The organism is Photobacterium sp. S4TG1 (genome assembly GCF_036040035.1).
Taxonomy (GTDB): Bacteria; Pseudomonadota; Gammaproteobacteria; order Enterobacterales; family Vibrionaceae; genus Photobacterium.
Map to the genome: position 1 here is coordinate 495,992 of NZ_JAYXUH010000002.1, position 18,079 is coordinate 514,070.

Genomic DNA, 18,079 nt, shown 5'->3' on the forward strand with positions numbered 1-18,079 from the left:
CGTTATCCTTCTACAGTAGAGTAAAAATATCCGTTGCTGTTTCTGTTGGAACACCTTGGATATAACACGCAATTTGATGATCTTTAAGGTAATGAAACGCGGCGATATCATTACTATCAACAGAGACTGTTTTGGCTATTTGATTTTTATTAGCGCAGTAATGCATATTGCCAACATTAATAGCAGTAATGGGTACGCCACCTTCAACAAGGTGCTGGAAATCTGTTGGTGTTTTACAAACAAGTAAGATTTTTTGTTTATCGTTTGCTTTATGAATGGTTTCAATTGTTTTTTGAATGGTCCAAAATCGAATACTGATACCATCAGCAATAACCATTTCCATTAGATTTTGTTGTATTTCATTATTGGCAACCTCATCGTTGGCAACAACGACAATATTTGCATCAGCAAACCCTACCCACTGCACACCCACTTGACCATGAACTAAACGTTCATCAATACGACTTAACACTATATTTGGCATATATAGACCTCTGTTGTTTGTTTTCGTTTGCTTTCCTATATTTATAAAAACATGTTATTTGATTTATTTTTGTATTTTATGTCACAATTTGAAGTTATTCGTAAAAATAAAGCTTTCGTTTTGTTGTTTTTGTGCTTTTGCTTTTGATGTGGGTCACTAAATAAATTTGGTATCTAAAACTTGATGAATATGGATATTATCTGAGCAGATATGAAAATGACGTGGGCTGATGAGGCTGTTTGATTTTGTTATATGCGGTATTCTATTATGAGGATTTATCAATAAAAAAGGATACATAGTGGAATTAGTCACAGTTAATGCGAGCAATCTAGCGATTTATTTAAATTTAACCCAAGCTTATGAAGCTGAGTTTTCACCGTTAACGAAGAAAATGCCTGATGATGAGGGTAAGTTTGCATTAGACACTCCAATTGAGGGTAATGTCACTGGTTATTTATTGTATATTGATGGTAGACCGGCGGGGCTAGCAGCTATTGCTAACGAGAGTGTTGATCATTATGAAGTGTGTGATTTTTACGTTGTGCCCGTGTTTCGTCAGCATAAAGTCGGTCAACGTTTTGCCCATACGCTATTTGATATGATGCCGGGTCTATGGCAAAGCAAGCAGATTGCAGGTGCTGATCATGCGATTGCATTCTGGCGACGTACAATTGGTGCTTATACAAACAATGAATTTGTTGAAGATATTTATCACGATGAATATTGGGGCGATGTTACTCGCCAATGTTTTAAAACTACTGCTTAATTTCCTGTTTCCTCAATAGCAATATATGGCATAAAACCCCTATTATTCATTCAATGATAGGGGGCTTTTTTTAACTATATATATTTAAATTAATGACTTCTTTTTAACTACAAAAGTAATGGCTGCTAAGTTATCACTATGCTGTCGAAAAACATGTCGCATATTTAAAACCCGTTTTCTGACATCAGGCTTTGTGGCTAAATTTTTAAAAATTTTAAAACACCCAATAACGCCTTCATCTTGCAGCATTCTTGCTGGCTCTAATAAATGCATCGGAGCAATCGTTTCATATTCTATTTCAAAGCCACACTCATTAAGAAGTTGTCCCCATTCTTTCGGAGTAAGTGGTTTCGCTGGATGTTGAATAGTTTCTGTTAATACTTTTTGAATATAACGCTGTTTGTTACTATCAATATCACTGGGAGTGATGCACATTTCATGAATACCAAAGCGGCCATTAGTTTTTAATAGTCGATTTGCTTCCTCAATAATCTGCTTTTTACGGGTACTTGTTTGCATGGTTAACATCGCTTCACAATATACAATTGAAGCAATTTCTGAGTCCAATTGCGTCTCTTGTGCGCTATTAATATGGCAGGTTTGATGATCGCCATTGAGATAAGAACGGACAATTTCTGCTGCTTGCTCATTTTGTTCTACTGCGATGTAAGTTTTAGGTCGCTTCGCTAGCGTTATTTGTGCCGTTAATCCAACCCCTGGCGCAAATTCGATAACATCATCACTTGTTGTAATATTAAGTTTAGTGAGCATCTTATTGGTGAGATATAGTCCACCTGGGCGGAGTACTGTTTTTCCTATTTGTGCAAGTAACCAATGGCCTGGTTGTTTTTCAGGTCGTTGGTTTTCACCTGGTATCATAAGTTTATTCGACATATTTTTAGTATCCTAATGAAAAAGAATAGGAACAAAAAGTAGAAGTATTGATATAAAACTTATCCAGCGGAAAGTTACACTAATGTCATCCATAAAAAGTTCCTCTCTAAGGTTGAATCTAAAATGATAATCATTATCATACAATGATGCATTTGAAATACACCTTGATAATTATCAAGTAGAGGGTGATAGGATGAGCTTTTCAATTATCTCTTTGATGAGTAAAACACAACTTGCCTCGTTGGCATTACTGCAAGAGAAAAGATCTTATCAGGCTGGTACGATACTGTTTCATCAAGGCAGAGAAGCTAATCGTATGTATATAATTGAAAAAGGGAAAGTGACACTTTATCGATTAATGGCTAGCGGTGAAGAGAAGGTGTTCAATGTTTTTCTTGCGGGTGATGTGATTGCTGAAATGGCTATGTTTATGTCACCTCGTCAATACCCAATGACGGCAAGGGTAGAGCAAGATTCTGTTTTATTAGTATATAAACATACTGATATTAAAAAAATAGTCTCTCAAACACCGGAGCTTGCTGTTAGGGTTATGGAGTATATGACTAACAAAATTCATTGTTTAGTCAATGATGTGAATATTTTAACGCAGGTAAATGCGAATCAACGGTTTGTGATGAAATTGGCTGAGATCTATAAAAAGCAATCATCCAAAGATAATAAAATCAGCTTATCGATAACAAAAAAATTATTAGCAACGCAACTAGGCATGACGCCTGAGACATTATCAAGAACAATTAAGCGTTTAAAAAATGAAGGATTATTAATTGAACATGGCAATAGTTTACAAATTAAAGATATCGTAGCGCTTTGCCAGTCAGTAAATTTAACCGCTGATATTTTCTATCACTAACAATTATCAAAAATACATAATATTAAAGCCCAATAAAAAAGCTAGGTATCATAAAATACCTAGCCTTTACATTTATGGTTATATTACTGAGCGATAATTATAACGCGGTCTCTAGAATCTTACGGCTATCTGCGATCGTCAGTTTACCGTGTTCACCTAATGCGGTCATCCCGTGTTTTTCAAGGCTAGCGATCAGTACATCAATATCGGCTTCACCTAGTTCAACATTTGCCAGTGAAGTAGGTACGTCCATCTCTTTAAAGAAAGCGATGGTGCGCGAGATTGCTGCATCGATACGTTCGTCAGTTGTGCCAGTGTTAATACCAAATACGCGTTCTGCATATTGGACTAATTTTGCTTGTTTCTCTTTACGACACACTTGCATAACAGCCGGTAGCACAATACTTAATGTGCGCGCATGGTCGATAGCATAATTACCTGTTAATTCATGGCCGATCATGTGAGTTGTCCAGTCTTGTGGAACACCAACACCAATCAAACCATTTAATGCTTGCGTTGCAGACCACATGATATTGGCACGAACGGCGATATCATTGGGTGTTGCTAGGGCTTTCGGGCCTTCTTCGATAAGTGTTAGTAATAGACCTTCAGCAAAACGATCTTGAACTTTAGCATTCACCGGGAAAGTTAAGTATTGCTCCATGGTGTGAACAAAAGCATCGACAACACCGTTAGACACTTGGCGTGGTGATAGGCTTAATGTGGTTTGAGGATCTAAGATAGCAAATGTAGGTTTCACTAATGGCGATCCAAAGAACAGCTTATCTTTACCACGAGATACCACCGAGCCACCGTTAGTTTCAGAGCCTGTTGCTGGTAGTGTTAATACACAGCCAATAGGTAATGCTGTTGCTACAGGGGCTTGATCATGCAAGATTTCCCATGGATCTGCACCTTCATAACATGCAGCTGCTGCAATGAACTTAGTGCCATCGACAACAGAACCACCACCAACAGCTAATAGAAAGTCATAGCCTTCTGCTTTAACTTTAGTAACCGCTTGCATTAAAGTGTCATATTGTGGGTTTGGCTCAACACCTGAAAACTCACCCCAATTAAAACCAGTTAGAGCTGCGGCTACTTGCTCATAGACGCCATTAGTCTTAATTGAACCGCCACCATAAACAACGAGAATTTTCTTATCTTTCGGAATGTCATTGGCAATTTCAGCAATTTGACCTTCACCAAAATGAATTTTTGTAGGGCTTTGATAGGTAAACTTGTCCATTTTATTTTCCTTAGAGCAGCAAACTGAGCTGATTATTATAATGATTTTAGTTATCAGATACTGAGTACCTTAGATCTCTCCAGTCTAGGGGATAATGCGTATTTATTTAATACATAATTCTCTTTAATGCTTGCCTATTTCTCTTTTGTTACTGCTGTTGAGCGTTAATATCTGCTAAGGTGAGTGAAACGATTTTGTGAGTAGATAACCATGAAAAGTGGAAGCATTGCAAAGATAACTACCTCTCAACCTATTACCATACCAACATCTATAATTACCTTGGCTGATTCGTTATGTGAGTATTATGGCTTAGCGCATCAATCTGGTCGTGTGGATACCAATCTTGCTGGAATACGGCTATTTAGAATTGATAGTTATCATAAACATAGTCCGCAAATGTATGAGCAAGGTATTGTTATTATTATTCAAGGCCACAAAACTGGCCATTTAAATCAGCATCAATTCAATTATGACCCACAGCGATGTTTATTAGTGACTACGCCTTATCCCATTGTTTGTGAGACCTTTGCCTCACAGCAACAACCATTAATTGGAATTAATATTGACTTTGATTTAACCGTTATTCGCCAGTTAGTCACTATGATTGAATCAGAGCAACAGCATCAATTTAATTATGAAGGTAGTTGTGGTGTGGCGACAGCAAAAATGACCAATCGTATGTATCGCAGTGTCGAGCAATTATTAGAAGTATTGCACGATCCTCTTGATGCGATGGTTGTTGGTCCATCACTGATTCGGCAGTTATTTTATTATTTACTTCAAGGTGACCAGGGATATTTATTGGCGCAATATTGTGAACAAGACAGTGCGTTAGCTAAAATTTCATCGGTAATAGATTATGTTCAATTACATTATGATACTAAATTACAAGTACATGAATTGGCGGCAATGGCAGGAATGAGTGTCTCTGTTTTTCATAAAGTGTTTAAACAAGTCGTTACCGATCCGCCACTGCAATACATTAAGAAAATACGGTTAAATAATGCTAAGACGTTAATCTTGCAACAAGGTATGGCTGCTAACATTGCAGCAGGGCTGGTAGGTTATGAAAGTCCTGCACAGTTTAGCCGTGAATTTAAGCGTTATTTTGGTTTACCACCAAGTAAAATCCATGAAAATGCGGGATTTGTTCGATAATATACCTAAAAAGTATTGTTAATATGCAATCATGATAATTTTTTATAATATATTGTTTTATTAGCGTAGAATCTACCAAAGACAAGACAACAATAATAAGGAAAACCATGTCTGCTTCTCAAAAAAAAGTGTTAATTTTATTTGCTCATCCGTCACAAAACCGTTCTGAAATAAATGTTCCGTTATTTAATGCATCTAAAGGTTTTGACCACGTTACGACCGTGGATTTATATGCAGAATATCCCAATTTTCGTATTGATATCGATAAAGAACAACAGCGATTACGTGACCATGATGTGATCGTGTTTATGTTCCCGCTTTATTGGTATTCCACGCCATCGTTATTAAAAGAATGGCAAGATCTAGTGTTGGAATATGGTTTTGCTTACGGCAGTGAAGGTAAAGAATTAATAGGTAAAAAATTCTTTTGTGCGCTAACCGCTGGTGGGGCGGAATCAAGTTATCGTAAAGAAGGCTTCAACCATTTTACTATTCGACAGTTACTACAACCGTTAGAACAAATGGCTGAATTAACAGGGATGGAGTTTTTGGCTCCGTTTGCGTTATTTGGTGCAGGCACTGCTACGGAAGAACAACGGATCACCAAACACTTACAAAATTGGCGTCGTGTATTAGTCGCCATAGCAGAAAATAAGCTCGATTATGACGCAGCGAGTAAATTATCAAAATTAAATCATAGTCTTGATCTTGTGATCACGGAGTAGTCATGACGGGAATATTTTTACAAGCATTTATCTATTTAGTCGCCGCCGTGATTGCGGTGCCGATTGCAAAACGTTTTGGACTTGGTTCAGTATTAGGTTACTTAATTGCAGGCGTCGTTATTGGTCCTATTATAGGATTAGTTGGTAGTGAAACCACCACTATTCAGCACTTTGCTGAGTTTGGGGTCGTAATGATGTTATTTATTGTCGGCTTAGAACTTGAACCTAAAATGCTATGGGGTATGCGCCATCGTTTATTAGGTTTAGGTGGTCTGCAAGTTGTAGTGACTGCTGCCGTTGTGATGGGTATTGCGAGTACACTAGGGCTTGGGTGGACTTATGCTTTGGCGATTGGTTTGATTTTTTCATTGTCTTCAACCGCAATTGTACTGCAAACGTTTAATGAGAAAGGGTTAAGTAAAACTGAAGGTGGCAAAAGTGCATTTTCAGTGTTGCTGTTTCAAGATATCGCCGTTATTCCCATGTTGGCATTAATTCCATTATTGGCTTTACCTGAATTAGTTGAAAAAGCACAATCAACCATGGCAGCAGCTGCAGAACATCATGAAGAACTGAGTTTGGTTGCCGGTTTACCAGGATGGGGATATGCCATTGTGGTAATTCTTGCTATTGCAGGGGTTGTCGTTGGTGGGCATTATCTTAGCCGGCCACTATTCCGCTTTGTTGCTGCGTCTGGTTTGCGTGAGATTTTTACAGCTACAGCATTAATGTTGGTGATTGGTATTGCCACATTAATGAGTTTAATTGGATTATCGCCAGCGTTGGGTACGTTCCTTGCGGGTGTAGTGCTGGCCAACAGTGAATTTCGCCACGAATTAGAATCGAATATTGAGCCGTTTAAAGGCTTATTGCTGGGGCTATTCTTCATTACTGTTGGTGCTGGGATTAACTTTGGTATTTTGTTTGATCAGTTTGGTACCATTATTGGATTAACTCTGGGTGTAATGCTAATTAAAGCGTTGGTATTACTAATATTAGCGTTTGTTTTTAAAGTGAAAGGTAGCGATAGATGGCTATTTGCACTTAGTTTGGCACAAGCGGGTGAATTTGGGTTCGTATTATTAAACTACACCGTCCAAAACAATGTATTGCCAGCTGAGTTGGGTCAGACATTATCATTAGTTGTGGCGTTGTCGATGTTCTTAACTCCTGGGTTATTTATATTATTTGATAAGGTCATTTTACCGCGATTTAGTGCGGCTAAAAATGAACGCGAAGCGGATGAGATTGATGAACAAGGGAAAGTTATTATTGCGGGTATTGGTCGATTTGGTCAGATTGTGAATCGCTTATTGACTTCAAATGGCATGCAAACTGTGGTACTCGATCACTCTGTGACTCAAATTGATAATATGCGTCAAATTGATATTAAGAGCTTTTTTGGGGATGCGACGCGACATGATTTATTGCATACCGCTGGTATTGAAGATGCCAAAGTGTTTGTTGTGGCCATTGACGATCAAGAACGCGCGACAGAGTTAGTTCATTATATTAAACAGACTTACCCGCATGTTCGTGTATTAGCGCGCGCTTATGATAGAGGTCATCATTACTCATTACGTTGTGCTGGTGCGGATTATGTGATTAGTGAGACCTACCGTTCGGCATTAGCGATGGGTGCACAAGCTTTGAAAGAGCTCGGTGTACACCCGTTTAGAGCAGAGCAGCAAAAAGAAATGTTTGTTGAGACTGAAGCAAAGAGTAAAGAGTTGCTGTATCAAACATGGCGTGATAGTACCGAAGAAGATCGTTTTAATGCTTCTTATGTCGAGCTGTTTAGACAATTAGAACAAACGCTAGGTGAAGCCATGAAACAAGAGCGTACTGATAAACATACTAAATCAGAACGTGGTTGGACACCGCCCCCGAAGAATTTTATTGCAGAAGCAGAACAAATGCAGGCGAATAAGAATAACTAACCTTGATGGGTGAGATTCTTGAGCTCAAATAACACATGCAATTAAGTTAATAAGACGCTAACTGATTAATCATTAGCGTCTTTTTTTTATATTATTGAACTCATATCTATGTAGCATTTGCATACAATTTCTAAATAACTGCTTAAATTTATTTATGTTATTGTCAGCTGGGAAAGCTTATTTCGAGCTTTATTTGAATATTGGTAATAGGTGAAATGTTTAAAAAGAATCTACTTGCATCGCTTCTACTTAGCTCTTTCGTTGCTCAACCTGCTCTCGCTGACACAACATTAAATATTTATAATTGGTCAGAATATCTACCAACAGAATTATTGACACAGTTTACGAAAGAAACCGATATCAAGGTTAACTATTCAACGTTTGAAAGTAATGAAACGATGTATACCAAGATCAAAATGATCGACGGTAAAGGGTATGATTTAGTTTTCCCATCCACTTATTACGTGTCTAAAATGGCTGATGAAGGCTTATTAGCAACATTAGACCATAGCAAGATCTCCGCATTTTCTAAACTAGATAGCACAATTTTAAATCAACCTTTTGATCCCAATAACCAATATTCATTGCCTTATGTTTGGGGGAGTACCGCATTAGGTTATGATAATGATCGCATTGATAGCCACCAGATCACACACTGGAAAGATCTGTGGAAGCCTGAATTTAAAGGTAACGTGTTATTAACTGACGATCCACGCGATGTGTTTGGCATGGCATTGATTATGAATGGTCATAATGTTAATAGCCGTAATGAAGCTGAAATTAAACAAGCTTATGAAACATTAAAAACATTGATGCCAAATGTGGCAGTATTTAATTCAGATGCGCCACACATTCCTTATATTGCTGGTGAAGTGTCAGTTGGAATGCAATGGAACGGTACTGCGGTACGTGCTGAAAATGAAAATCCAGCACTTAAATTTGCTTATCCTCAAGAAGGCACTATTTTCTGGATGGATAACATGGTTATTCCCGCAGCCAGTCAGCATAAAGATGCGGCCTACCAATTTATTAATTTCTTATTAAAGCCTGAGAACCAAGCTAAAATTATCACAGAAATTGGCTATGCTGCGCCTAATTTAGAAGCATTAAATAATCTTCCTGATACTATTCGTCAAAGTGAGATTATCTTTCCACCAAAAGCGATTAAGCAAAAAGGTCAATTTCTAGCGGATGTTGGTGATGCGACGGCACTCTACCAGCGTTACTGGATGGAGTTAAAGAAATAATGAAAGTTATCTACACTGAAAAACAACGTTTGCACCATGTACGTTTTGAATTTTTAAATGGTGAAGCGACGCCGTGTTTTGAAAAACCAGAACGTGCCGACATGGTGCTGAGTGCGCTAAATAACCACGGTGGTTTTACGATGGTTGAACCCAATAGTTATGGTGATGCGCCACTGCGTTGGGTTCATACTGATGATTATGTTGATTTTCTTGCTAGCTGCTGGGATCAGTGGGTAGAAGCGTTTGGTGATGTACATGATGCGTCGCCATACTGTTTTGCACCTGCACGTCATTTACGTAACCGTATTCCAAAAGATATCGAAGGTCGATTAGGGTATTACAGCTTTGATATGACCGCTGCTATTACTGCTGGATCTTGGAAAGCAATTGTTGCTGCAACTGAATGTGCACTAACTGGTGTTGATTTAATTAAACAAGGTGAGCATGCCGCGTTTGCGCTATGTCGTCCCCCTGGCCATCATGCGGCTTCTGATTTAATGGGGGGTTATTGCTACGCTAATAATGCGGCTATTGCAGCAGAGAGCTTTATTCGTCAAGGCGCGAAGCGAGTTGCAGTACTGGATATTGATTACCATCATGGCAATGGTACGCAAAGTATTTTCTATAATCGTAATGATGTGTTATTTGCTTCTATTCATGGCGATCCTGATTATGATTATCCACATTATTTAGGTTTTGCTGATGAAGAAGGTGAAGGCGAGGGGCTAGGCTTTAATCTAAACTTGCCATTACCGCTACATACAACTGATTGGTCGGTGTATGAGCCCGTATTAGCGCAAGCATTAACTCGCATTGCAGACTATAAACCTGAAGCGTTAGTTATATCATTGGGTATGGATACCTTCGCCGATGATCCTATTAGTTACTTTAAATTGATGCGTAATGATTATCAAAATATTGGTTGGATGATTGGCTTATTAAATATTCCAACACTATTTGTTTTTGAAGGAGGCTACGCGGTTGATGACTTAGGCCATAATACCGTTGCCGTCCTTGATGGATTTAATAAAGCACTCGTTTAAGTTTATCGTAATATAAAATTATGCAAGATGAAAAGCGATAGTCAAATGGCTATCGCTTTTTTATTTATAAAACAACCCCCATATAAACGCATAACTCACGCTTAATTCGGTTATATTCACTTGATATGACTTTCTGAGCTTGATAGTTAGTACCATCGTCGGTCGCTATATCGTTTTCTTCAATTTCTAAAAACGGTAATTCACTACTATTTGTTAATAGATAAAGAGCACGATGACCATCTATCTTATAATTTAAATCAAAGGCTACAATTGTTTCCATATTAATATAAACATGATTAATTTTAAGCGCTTTTCTCATTACAGATATCCTATGTAAGTAACGTTAAAGTCACATATAATCTGTGGCTGAAAATAGCATATTCCGAGTCTTAGCCTTTGTATGCAGAAAGTTCTGCAATGAAAGATTTTATTATTCGTTAACAGCAATCGCTTGAATTGAATCTTTTTTATTCTGCTTTCTTTCAACTTTAGCTAGCCACAATAAAGGTGCAATTATCATTACTGTTCCTACTAAGGTTGTTACATCTGGCACTTCATCAAATAGGAAATAGCCGACAATCACGGCACCAATTAAGCCGCTGTATTCAGCACTGGCTATTTTATTACTTTCTGCTGCTCGATAAGCCACTACGCATGTGGCGGCATACACTAAAATTAAGGCACTAGAACCAGAGGCGGTAATCAAAGGTGACCAATCCCATGGTTTGTTGTCCCACAATGCTAATGCGAGTGATACAGGCATACCTATTAAGTTTGTGAGTAACAATGTTTGAGCAACGCTTTGTTGGGTAGGTAATTTACGAATAAAAAGGTTATTTACTGCAATCGTGAATGCAACCACGAGTGCGGCTAATGCTGCCCAACTAATGTCTGTTGGGCGTACAATAACTAACACGCCGGCAAAACCGATGATCCCCGCAGCAATAGAATAACGACTGAGTTTTTCACCGTAAACCATGACGGCTAACGGAAGCATGATCAAGGGTGCAGCATAGAAAATAGCATTGGCTGTCGCTAGTGGTAGCGTATTTAAAGAAATAACCATAAATATTGCGCCTAATAACCACACATGAGCACGTATACAATGCCATTTTAAGCCAACTAAAAAACTTTGTTTGGTTGCATGTAAACAAAAGGGAAGTAGGATCATCACCGCTGATAATTGACGGAAAAATACAAATTGAAATACTGCAGCATCTTTGCCCATAGTTTTTATTAGTGCATCAGAAAGTACGGCGACTAAATTACCAATAATTAAAATGGTCATAGCAAAGCCAACAGAACGTTTTTTCATTATATCTACCGCAATAAACAAGGTGAATGGTGATGCTGATTGAGGTTAAGAAGCGCAAACAACAGCATTAATAAGTCTGTATATTATGATGAATTTAACATTAAGTATAATGATATAGCCTGTCCGTAATTAGCTCGGTTATTGCTCATAAATTATTACCAAGGAAGGGCATTACCGTCATAACTTAGAAATTTTCCAGTATCTTGTGGTGTTAATGTGGCTAATAAATTTAATAAGCATTGCGCAGTATAAGAGGGGGTAAATAACTTGTGGGGCGCAACATTACGTTGAAATGGTTTTGATAGTGGGCTTGCGGTTGTACCGGGGTGAAAAGCAATAACACAGCAATGAGGAAGCTTGGTGCGCCATTCGATACTAATAGTTTTAATAGCCATATTAAGTGCGGCTTTTGAGCTACGATAACTGATCCAACCGCCTAATCTATTATCTTCAATACTACCGACCTTGGCTGAAATCGTTACAAAATAACTGCGAGATGATGTTTTTAATGCAGCCATGAAATGTTTGGCAATTAATAAGCTAGGTAACGTATTCGTTTGAATATTGGCTTGGAAAAAATTCGTATCAAATTGTTGAATAGACTTTTCAGGTTGATGCTCAGTTGTATGGAGCATACCAACAGCATTGATCACGACATCAAGTCGAGGTAATTGTTTTGCTAGTGCTTTAATATGATTCTCAAGTGTAATATCACATTGATGCCAATGTAGGTGTGAATGTTGATATTGAGGCTGGTGGTGAAAAAAAGTTGCATGGATGTTTGCATGTGGCTTGATGAGTAACAATTGTTGAATAATCGCTAACCCTATGCTGCCTGTGCCACCAAGAACTAATACATTCATGAGATCTTCCTTGAAATCGTAATATTATTATTTATCGATATTGTAACAATGGCTGCTAAATTAAATTATAGCTAACCTTCTGTAATATGCTGAGAGTGATAAAACATCTAAAATTCAATTATCAGTCTAATAAATGTTCGTTTAAATTCCTTTAGGGAATAAAGTCTTTACAGTTAATAATGACCGCTATAGTATACACGGCATGGAGAGATGGCTGAGCGGTTGAAAGCACTGGTCTTGAAAACCAGCATACGTTTATAGCGTATCTAGGGTTCAAATCCCTATCTCTCCGCCACATTCTTAAAAAGCCAACATTTAGATGTTGGCTTTTTTGCGTCTAAATAAAATAGTGATGTATTTAATTGATGTAATAAAAGCGGGTTCAAGTCCTCTAATACCCAAATCAGCTCCGCCAAATTTAAGAAAGCCGTTAGAATTTAGCTTTTTTACGCCTGAATAAAATAGTGATGTATTTAATTGATGTAATAAAAGCGGGTTCAAATCCTCTAATACCCAAATCAGCTCCGCCACATTCTTAAAAAGCCAACATTTAAATGTTGGCTTTTTTGCATCTGAATAAAATAGCGGTGTATTTAATTGGTGTAATAAAAGCGGGTTCAAATCCTCTAATACCCAAATCAGCTCCGCCAAAATTAAGAAAGCCGTTAGAATTTAGTTTTTTTGCGTCTGAATAAAATAGGGATGTATTTAATTGGTGTAATAAAAGCGGGTTCAAATCCTCTAATACCCAAATCAGCTCCGCCAAAATTAAGAAAGCCGTTAAGAATTTAGCGTTTTTTACACCTGAATAAAATAGTGGTGTATTTAATTTTCGTAATAGAGAAGCGATTATTAGCATGTTGTAAATAACCTCGTTACTGAAAACGAGGCTATATATTTACTATCAAGATGAGAAAATGTTGAAAATTAACTGATTAAAGTTATTAGATAGCGACTGCATTGTGGACATTAATATTATATTTTATTATATGCGATAGAAATAATAATCGCTCAACCTTTAAATCGGTTAAGCGATGTAAATCATATTCTGATGGGTATTGTTTATTAAGATCTAATAAATTAAATTGGTCATCAATAATTATTTCTTTTTTTAATGATTTCATTATTAATGAGTGACAATAATCTTGAGGTGATTCTTCAAATGCTATTTTTTTTATTATTTCATCAATAGTAATTACATTTCTATATTCAAAGAAATCAAACAATTGCTCTTCGATTGTAATAGCTAATTTTTCAGTGTCTATATGAGAGTTTTGTGATGTTTTTTTATATTCAACCGTTACTCTAACTTTAGGACTTGAAACTAACTTTTCTTTTATGTCAATTTCAAGAGTACAGCTTGTTTTAAATTTATCAAACCATGAGCGTATTCTTTTTTCAACATCAGATTTATAAAGGAAAGGTTTTATCCATGCTTTATTTAATGATATTGAGAGTGATTTTGCTGAGCTAAGCATGTAATTAGTATCCTAAAATAAACGAAGCATAATTACAGCACTATGTAGGATTTTGTTTTATGATAAGCATCACATTGCAAACATGAATAGATCATTAATTGTTAGTATTATCAGTAATGTTAATTTTCAAAAAAAAGAGGCTGACCGCGCCTCTTTTTATATTGATTATTTATTGTTCTTTTTTCTTAATAAAAGGATTCCAAGCAACGATATTAATCCCATGACACCTGTCGAGCCTCCGGAATGTTTATCTTTTGCTGTATCTTTAACTTGCTCAGTAATTTTTAAATCAATAACTGCTGGATCGTGATCAGATGCTCGATAAATATCTTCATAACGGGGAGAGCATGTTTTTCCCACACAGTTATTTTTATTCGCATATTCTAATAATGTGGTTTCTCCAGCGTTAATATTCCAATCAGTTGCATCAATAACCTTACTTGTTAAATCAGGCGATAATAGAATGTAATCTAACGTACCAATATTATTTTGATATGAAAAGCTATATGAATCAGGATGTAATTGACGGATGATATTAGTATAGCCATAAGTTTTGTTAATAACTTTACCTTCAGGTCCATATAATAGTGTTCCAGTTTCTTGATTACCACCAATATAGGTATACCCTGCAGCTTTGATAGTATGATTTTTAGGTACATTATTACGATTAGTTAATATTATTACAGGATCTTCATTTGCGTACGAATTTAGATCGCCAATAATAACTTTAGATCCTGGAATTTTAGCTAATGCATCACCTAAATGTTCTGCGGCAGCAACCCGCAAGTTTTCGCATGAGCCTTGTTTATCTGCATCAAGTTGTTTGCCAGTGTTAACATCTTCCCAGCAAGTAGAACCTTTGGATTTAAAATGGTTAACAGAGACGGTTAAAGTCTCATCTGTACCTTTGATTTTAAAGGTTGGAGCAATAGTATCACGCTGATGATTACTACCACTTTCTATTTTTTGTTTGCCTTTTTCATCGGTATATTTAACTTCAGGAGCATGTTGCTCTGGCATTTTTATTATACGGTATTGCTTTAATGTGACTTTACTTGGTTTATAAATCACTTGGCTTGAAATGGCATCACCGCCAACAAATTTTTCGTTATTATTAGGTTTTACGTAAGCATAATGTTCTGCTGGATCTTTGATTCGATCATTAATTTTAGTTACGAGATCATTAACGGCAGAATCCGATTGAAAGCCATTATTTTCAATTTCCATTAAACCGATAATATCAGCGTTCATTCGTACAATAGCATTCGCTATTTTAGTGCTTTGAAGATCAAATTCTGCTTGAGTTGTCGCCCCCCTATTTTGTTTAAGAGGGTTTTGAGTTTCACCTGTAAAGGGAGAGTTGAAGTAATTAAGAACATTAAAACTAGCAATACGTAAATCACCGCCTTGTTTTAATTCTGGTGCGTAGGTTCTATCGTTTGTATGAATAAATGTATTCGTATCAGCTTTATTTGTGACATAGAAACGGTAATCACCATAAGAATAACCAATTACACCTTCTAGGCCATTAACGACATCACCAATACGAATATAATTATCAGTTGTTCCGGTGCCGTTATCTTTACCAAAGGTTGGATACCAAGGAATATCACCATTTGCAGCTTTGGTAAATGACTCAATAACTAATAAATCATTGGGCTGATTTGTATGAGAGGTTGTTGGTACTTGTGTTTGATTAGGGTGTACGTTTACAGAACCATGTGAAAGTAACATGTTGTTACGGTATGCATTATAATCAAAACCATAATTCTTGGTGACGTTCATTTGGGCATTTTCATTAATTCGTACTAGCATCCCCTCGTAACGTTCTAAATCAAATTTATTCGTGTTATCAAATGTTAAAACGGTTATGGGTGGTAATTCATTATTTATTGTCAGAACTTGAATATCTGTGACATTAATTAATTTAGTCCAATGGTAATCTTCGCTAACTTTGGCTGTAACGTTAACTTTTTGTCCTACTTTTAAATTATTAATATCTGAAGTTTGAACAAAAATACCATCTGATGTTGCTGGATTATTGTCCGTTACAGCTTGCATAAAAAAGCCTTGCTGTAGATCTTTACCTAAATTGTGTCGTTGAATGGCGGTAATAATACCGCTGACTTGATAATACTGAGTGGATATATGTTTATTATTTGGAATATCAATACCATCAACGGAAGAGTATTCGCTATCCCCTTGAATTTTTTGAATGGTTAATGTCTCTATTTCATTTTGGTTTTGATTATTAGCCGCACATAGTTGAAAACTAAATGATGACAGGGTGGCGCCAATAATTACCGCTAAAATATTTTTTTTCATGAGTTACGTTCCATGTGTATAACAATATATTAATTATCATTCAATGAGTTAAAATATCTGATGCTATTTAAAACCAATAATAAGCTTTTAAATAACCTAGTGTACCTGTATTACCACCCATTGCAGCTTCAGCAACGAGTTTTACATTCTTGGCATACATATATTGCGTACCAACGACAACATGTTGATCATCTTTGTCGTTATTATCGTCATTGTAAATATTACCTACAATATAACCTGTTAATTGGCTTGTAATGTCGTAAGAACCCGATAATACGTAGGTCATGCTATTTTTGTTTACGCCATCACGGTCGGAATAAGAGGTAAACCCACCAATAGCAAATTTGTTAATTTTATACTTGCCGTGTAATGAATATAATTCACCACGATCATGGACGGTTTCAGCAGCAGCAATGATGGTAAGATTGTTAGTAAAATAGCCAGCATAGCCATTTATGACTTCACCTTCTCGAGAATCAGTAACGTATGATCCTTTTTTCCCTAAAAATATACCATTCTCATCATACAGTGATTGTGCATCTTGTTCGTAATCCCAACCTTTTGCTGAATATGAAATTCCAACTTTTAAAGCACCAAATTCACCACGATATTTAATCGTATTATCTTGATCTCCTGCTTCTGATACTTCGTCGGCTAATTCATTTGAGAAGTCGCCAAAAGCGTCATAGTGATCATAGGCTGTATCTGTTCGTCCAAACTCGACGGTTTGTTTGTCAGTTAAGAAATATCCCACATAAGCTTTATCAATGACTAATCTAAAATTATTTTCATAAGTCCAATCAGTACGTTCTGCATCAATTTCTAATTTGGCATAAAATTTATTAGTTTGTCCTTTTATACCAATGGTTCCAAAAGAGTCATCAACATAAGATTTAGATTTGTCGCCAAAAGGGGATTTATCTCTATTTGTGACAATGGTTCCGCCAATTTCAGCGCCACCATAGATATCTAATCTATCGCCATTATCTTTTTTATAAATAGTTGCAGAATGAGCTAAGCCACTCATAAGAAGGGATGAAATAGCAATTGCTAATATTTCTTTTTTCATTTGATTTACTCACAGATTAACTTCTGCGAATAAAATACTTCTAAGGAATAACTTTGCTGTAGTAATTAATACCGCTAAAGTCACATTTAGAAGAGAAGTGTGATACGTAACAAAGCAATCGTTTGCTTTTTGACTTTAATTTGAAGCAAGATCAAAGTCTTGATTTAGGAATTCAGCGGATAGTGACCTTAGTCGTAAGAGGACGTTACGATAATCGTTACTTAATAGTATTAACGGTTAATACTATGTATTGTTTCAATATTACCATGGGCTTGAATAACAGTACCTTGAGACTGGCTACAGCCACTGATCAGGATAGATAGTAGTATTAAGATAAAGAGATTTTTAATTGTGGTCATTAATAAAGCCTGAATCGGTGAGGGCGTTGCCAAGTTTACTCGGATCACGAATAAGTAACAAGGATGTAAAATTTAACTACTATTTTGTGTAACGAGTTTTGTATTTATATATTTATACAACATTAACTGAACCTTTATCAGCAAATCGTCAATATACCGGTGTGACCCTAGTGTTGTTGATCTATTGATCTGATTTTGATTGTTTTTAATGATTATTGATTGATAAAAGTGCAGTTGATATTTTTTTTATTATTTTTACTTTACAGTGCGCTTAGTCAACTATATTATTCGCC

18 protein-coding genes and 1 tRNA gene are annotated in these 18,079 nt (G+C 36.4%); 8 read left to right on the forward strand and 11 right to left on the reverse strand.

Going from position 1 to position 18,079, the window contains the following annotated elements; translation table 11 throughout:
• Nucleotides 1-10: 10 nt before the first annotated feature.
• The gene (gene agaV / locus VXS03_RS05570) at nucleotides 11-484 is read right to left on the reverse strand and encodes a PTS N-acetylgalactosamine transporter subunit IIB (protein WP_327762453.1); all 474 of its coding nucleotides are present in this window, start codon (nucleotides 482-484) and stop codon (nucleotides 11-13) included.
• A gap of 298 nt (nucleotides 485-782) precedes the next feature.
• Between agaV and VXS03_RS05575 the strand changes: the two genes are divergently transcribed.
• On the forward strand, nucleotides 783-1,250 hold the full coding sequence (locus VXS03_RS05575; protein WP_327762455.1) for a GNAT family N-acetyltransferase: 468 nt from the start codon (nucleotides 783-785) through the stop codon (nucleotides 1,248-1,250).
• An 84-nt stretch (nucleotides 1,251-1,334) separates the two neighbouring features.
• Here the strand turns inward: VXS03_RS05575 and VXS03_RS05580 are convergent, their stop codons facing one another.
• Complete coding sequence (locus tag VXS03_RS05580) at nucleotides 1,335-2,144, reverse strand: methyltransferase domain-containing protein (protein ID WP_327762456.1); 810 nt, start codon at nucleotides 2,142-2,144, stop codon at nucleotides 1,335-1,337.
• A gap of 193 nt (nucleotides 2,145-2,337) precedes the next feature.
• Between VXS03_RS05580 and VXS03_RS05585 the strand changes: the two genes are divergently transcribed.
• Nucleotides 2,338-3,015 (forward strand): Crp/Fnr family transcriptional regulator, encoded by a 678-nt coding sequence (locus VXS03_RS05585; protein WP_327762457.1) that lies wholly within the window; start codon nucleotides 2,338-2,340, stop codon nucleotides 3,013-3,015.
• Between the two features lie 97 nt (nucleotides 3,016-3,112).
• On the opposite strand, the gene VXS03_RS05590 is transcribed toward VXS03_RS05585, so the two are convergent.
• On the reverse strand, nucleotides 3,113-4,264 hold the full coding sequence (locus tag VXS03_RS05590; RefSeq protein ID WP_327762458.1) for an iron-containing alcohol dehydrogenase: 1,152 nt from the start codon (nucleotides 4,262-4,264) through the stop codon (nucleotides 3,113-3,115).
• A gap of 210 nt (nucleotides 4,265-4,474) precedes the next feature.
• On the opposite strand from VXS03_RS05590, the gene VXS03_RS05595 reads away from it, so the two are divergent.
• The 5 genes from VXS03_RS05595 (at nucleotide 4,475) to VXS03_RS05615 (ending at nucleotide 10,377) form a co-directional block, all read left to right on the forward strand.
• Nucleotides 4,475-5,422: an AraC family transcriptional regulator gene (locus VXS03_RS05595; protein WP_327762459.1), complete on the forward strand. Its 948-nt coding sequence runs from the start codon at nucleotides 4,475-4,477 to the stop codon at nucleotides 5,420-5,422.
• Nucleotides 5,423-5,529: 107 nt separating this feature from the next.
• Nucleotides 5,530-6,147, forward strand: a complete 618-nt coding sequence (locus VXS03_RS05600; protein WP_327762460.1) for an NAD(P)H-dependent oxidoreductase — start codon at nucleotides 5,530-5,532, stop codon at nucleotides 6,145-6,147.
• A 2-nt stretch (nucleotides 6,148-6,149) separates the two neighbouring features.
• Nucleotides 6,150-8,087 carry a monovalent cation:proton antiporter-2 (CPA2) family protein gene (locus tag VXS03_RS05605; protein WP_327762462.1) on the forward strand — a complete coding sequence of 646 codons (1,938 nt, stop codon included), beginning with the start codon at nucleotides 6,150-6,152 and terminating at the stop codon, nucleotides 8,085-8,087.
• A gap of 215 nt (nucleotides 8,088-8,302) precedes the next feature.
• The gene (locus VXS03_RS05610) at nucleotides 8,303-9,334 is read left to right on the forward strand and encodes an ABC transporter substrate-binding protein (protein WP_327762463.1); all 1,032 of its coding nucleotides are present in this window, start codon (nucleotides 8,303-8,305) and stop codon (nucleotides 9,332-9,334) included.
• Entirely contained in the window at nucleotides 9,334-10,377 is a 1,044-nt protein-coding gene (locus tag VXS03_RS05615; RefSeq protein WP_327762464.1) for a histone deacetylase family protein, read from the forward strand. The genes VXS03_RS05610 and VXS03_RS05615 overlap by 1 nt, the downstream gene beginning before the upstream one ends.
• Nucleotides 10,378-10,441: 64 nt before the next feature.
• Here VXS03_RS05615 and VXS03_RS05620 read toward each other — a convergent pair whose 3' ends face one another.
• From VXS03_RS05620 to VXS03_RS05630, 3 genes are all read right to left on the reverse strand, one after another.
• Nucleotides 10,442-10,696, reverse strand: a complete 255-nt coding sequence (locus tag VXS03_RS05620; protein WP_327762465.1) for a hypothetical protein — start codon at nucleotides 10,694-10,696, stop codon at nucleotides 10,442-10,444.
• A gap of 111 nt (nucleotides 10,697-10,807) precedes the next feature.
• Entirely contained in the window at nucleotides 10,808-11,692 is an 885-nt protein-coding gene (locus VXS03_RS05625; protein ID WP_327762467.1) for a DMT family transporter, read from the reverse strand.
• Nucleotides 11,693-11,847: 155 nt separating this feature from the next.
• Entirely contained in the window at nucleotides 11,848-12,555 is a 708-nt protein-coding gene (locus VXS03_RS05630; RefSeq protein WP_327762469.1) for an SDR family oxidoreductase, read from the reverse strand.
• Nucleotides 12,556-12,759: 204 nt separating this feature from the next.
• Between VXS03_RS05630 and VXS03_RS05635 the strand changes: the two genes are divergently transcribed.
• Nucleotides 12,760-12,850: transfer RNA gene (locus tag VXS03_RS05635), tRNA-Ser, on the forward strand.
• Between the two features lie 20 nt (nucleotides 12,851-12,870).
• Here the strand turns inward: VXS03_RS05635 and VXS03_RS05640 are convergent.
• From VXS03_RS05640 to VXS03_RS05660, 5 genes are all read right to left on the reverse strand, one after another.
• Nucleotides 12,871-13,206 (reverse strand): hypothetical protein, encoded by a 336-nt coding sequence (locus VXS03_RS05640; RefSeq protein ID WP_327762470.1) that lies wholly within the window; start codon nucleotides 13,204-13,206, stop codon nucleotides 12,871-12,873.
• A 293-nt stretch (nucleotides 13,207-13,499) separates the two neighbouring features.
• Complete coding sequence (locus VXS03_RS05645) at nucleotides 13,500-14,033, reverse strand: hypothetical protein (RefSeq protein ID WP_327762471.1); 534 nt, start codon at nucleotides 14,031-14,033, stop codon at nucleotides 13,500-13,502.
• Nucleotides 14,034-14,198: 165 nt separating this feature from the next.
• Complete coding sequence (locus VXS03_RS05650; RefSeq protein WP_327762472.1) at nucleotides 14,199-16,358, reverse strand: ExeM/NucH family extracellular endonuclease; 2,160 nt, start codon at nucleotides 16,356-16,358, stop codon at nucleotides 14,199-14,201.
• 67 nt (nucleotides 16,359-16,425) lie between these two features.
• Complete coding sequence (locus VXS03_RS05655) at nucleotides 16,426-17,427, reverse strand: porin (protein WP_327762473.1); 1,002 nt, start codon at nucleotides 17,425-17,427, stop codon at nucleotides 16,426-16,428.
• A 230-nt stretch (nucleotides 17,428-17,657) separates the two neighbouring features.
• Nucleotides 17,658-17,786 carry a hypothetical protein gene (locus VXS03_RS05660; RefSeq protein WP_327762475.1) on the reverse strand — a complete coding sequence of 43 codons (129 nt, stop codon included), beginning with the start codon at nucleotides 17,784-17,786 and terminating at the stop codon, nucleotides 17,658-17,660.
• Between the last annotated feature and the right edge of the window lie 293 nt (nucleotides 17,787-18,079).

Excerpts from the sequence above, each read along its gene's own strand:
- VXS03_RS05585 (WP_327762457.1), top strand. The coding sequence starts at position 2,338 with ATGAGCTTTTCAATTATCTCTTTGATGAGTAAAACACAACTTGCCTCG.
- VXS03_RS05620 (WP_327762465.1), bottom strand. The coding sequence starts at position 10,696 with ATGAGAAAAGCGCTTAAAATTAATCATGTTTATATTAATATGGAAACA.
- VXS03_RS05590 (WP_327762458.1), bottom strand. The coding sequence starts at position 4,264 with ATGGACAAGTTTACCTATCAAAGCCCTACAAAAATTCATTTTGGTGAA.
- VXS03_RS05625 (WP_327762467.1), bottom strand. The coding sequence starts at position 11,692 with ATGAAAAAACGTTCTGTTGGCTTTGCTATGACCATTTTAATTATTGGT.
- VXS03_RS05655 (WP_327762473.1), bottom strand. The coding sequence starts at position 17,427 with ATGAAAAAAGAAATATTAGCAATTGCTATTTCATCCCTTCTTATGAGT.
- agaV (WP_327762453.1), bottom strand. The coding sequence starts at position 484 with ATGCCAAATATAGTGTTAAGTCGTATTGATGAACGTTTAGTTCATGGT.
- VXS03_RS05610 (WP_327762463.1), top strand. The coding sequence starts at position 8,303 with ATGTTTAAAAAGAATCTACTTGCATCGCTTCTACTTAGCTCTTTCGTT.
- VXS03_RS05600 (WP_327762460.1), top strand. The coding sequence starts at position 5,530 with ATGTCTGCTTCTCAAAAAAAAGTGTTAATTTTATTTGCTCATCCGTCA.
- VXS03_RS05650 (WP_327762472.1), bottom strand. The coding sequence starts at position 16,358 with ATGAAAAAAAATATTTTAGCGGTAATTATTGGCGCCACCCTGTCATCA.
- VXS03_RS05615 (WP_327762464.1), top strand. The coding sequence starts at position 9,334 with ATGAAAGTTATCTACACTGAAAAACAACGTTTGCACCATGTACGTTTT.
- VXS03_RS05580 (WP_327762456.1), bottom strand. The coding sequence starts at position 2,144 with ATGTCGAATAAACTTATGATACCAGGTGAAAACCAACGACCTGAAAAA.
- VXS03_RS05605 (WP_327762462.1), top strand. The coding sequence starts at position 6,150 with ATGACGGGAATATTTTTACAAGCATTTATCTATTTAGTCGCCGCCGTG.
- VXS03_RS05645 (WP_327762471.1), bottom strand. The coding sequence starts at position 14,033 with ATGCTTAGCTCAGCAAAATCACTCTCAATATCATTAAATAAAGCATGG.
- VXS03_RS05595 (WP_327762459.1), top strand. The coding sequence starts at position 4,475 with ATGAAAAGTGGAAGCATTGCAAAGATAACTACCTCTCAACCTATTACC.
- VXS03_RS05660 (WP_327762475.1), bottom strand. The coding sequence starts at position 17,786 with ATGACCACAATTAAAAATCTCTTTATCTTAATACTACTATCTATCCTG.
- VXS03_RS05630 (WP_327762469.1), bottom strand. The coding sequence starts at position 12,555 with ATGAATGTATTAGTTCTTGGTGGCACAGGCAGCATAGGGTTAGCGATT.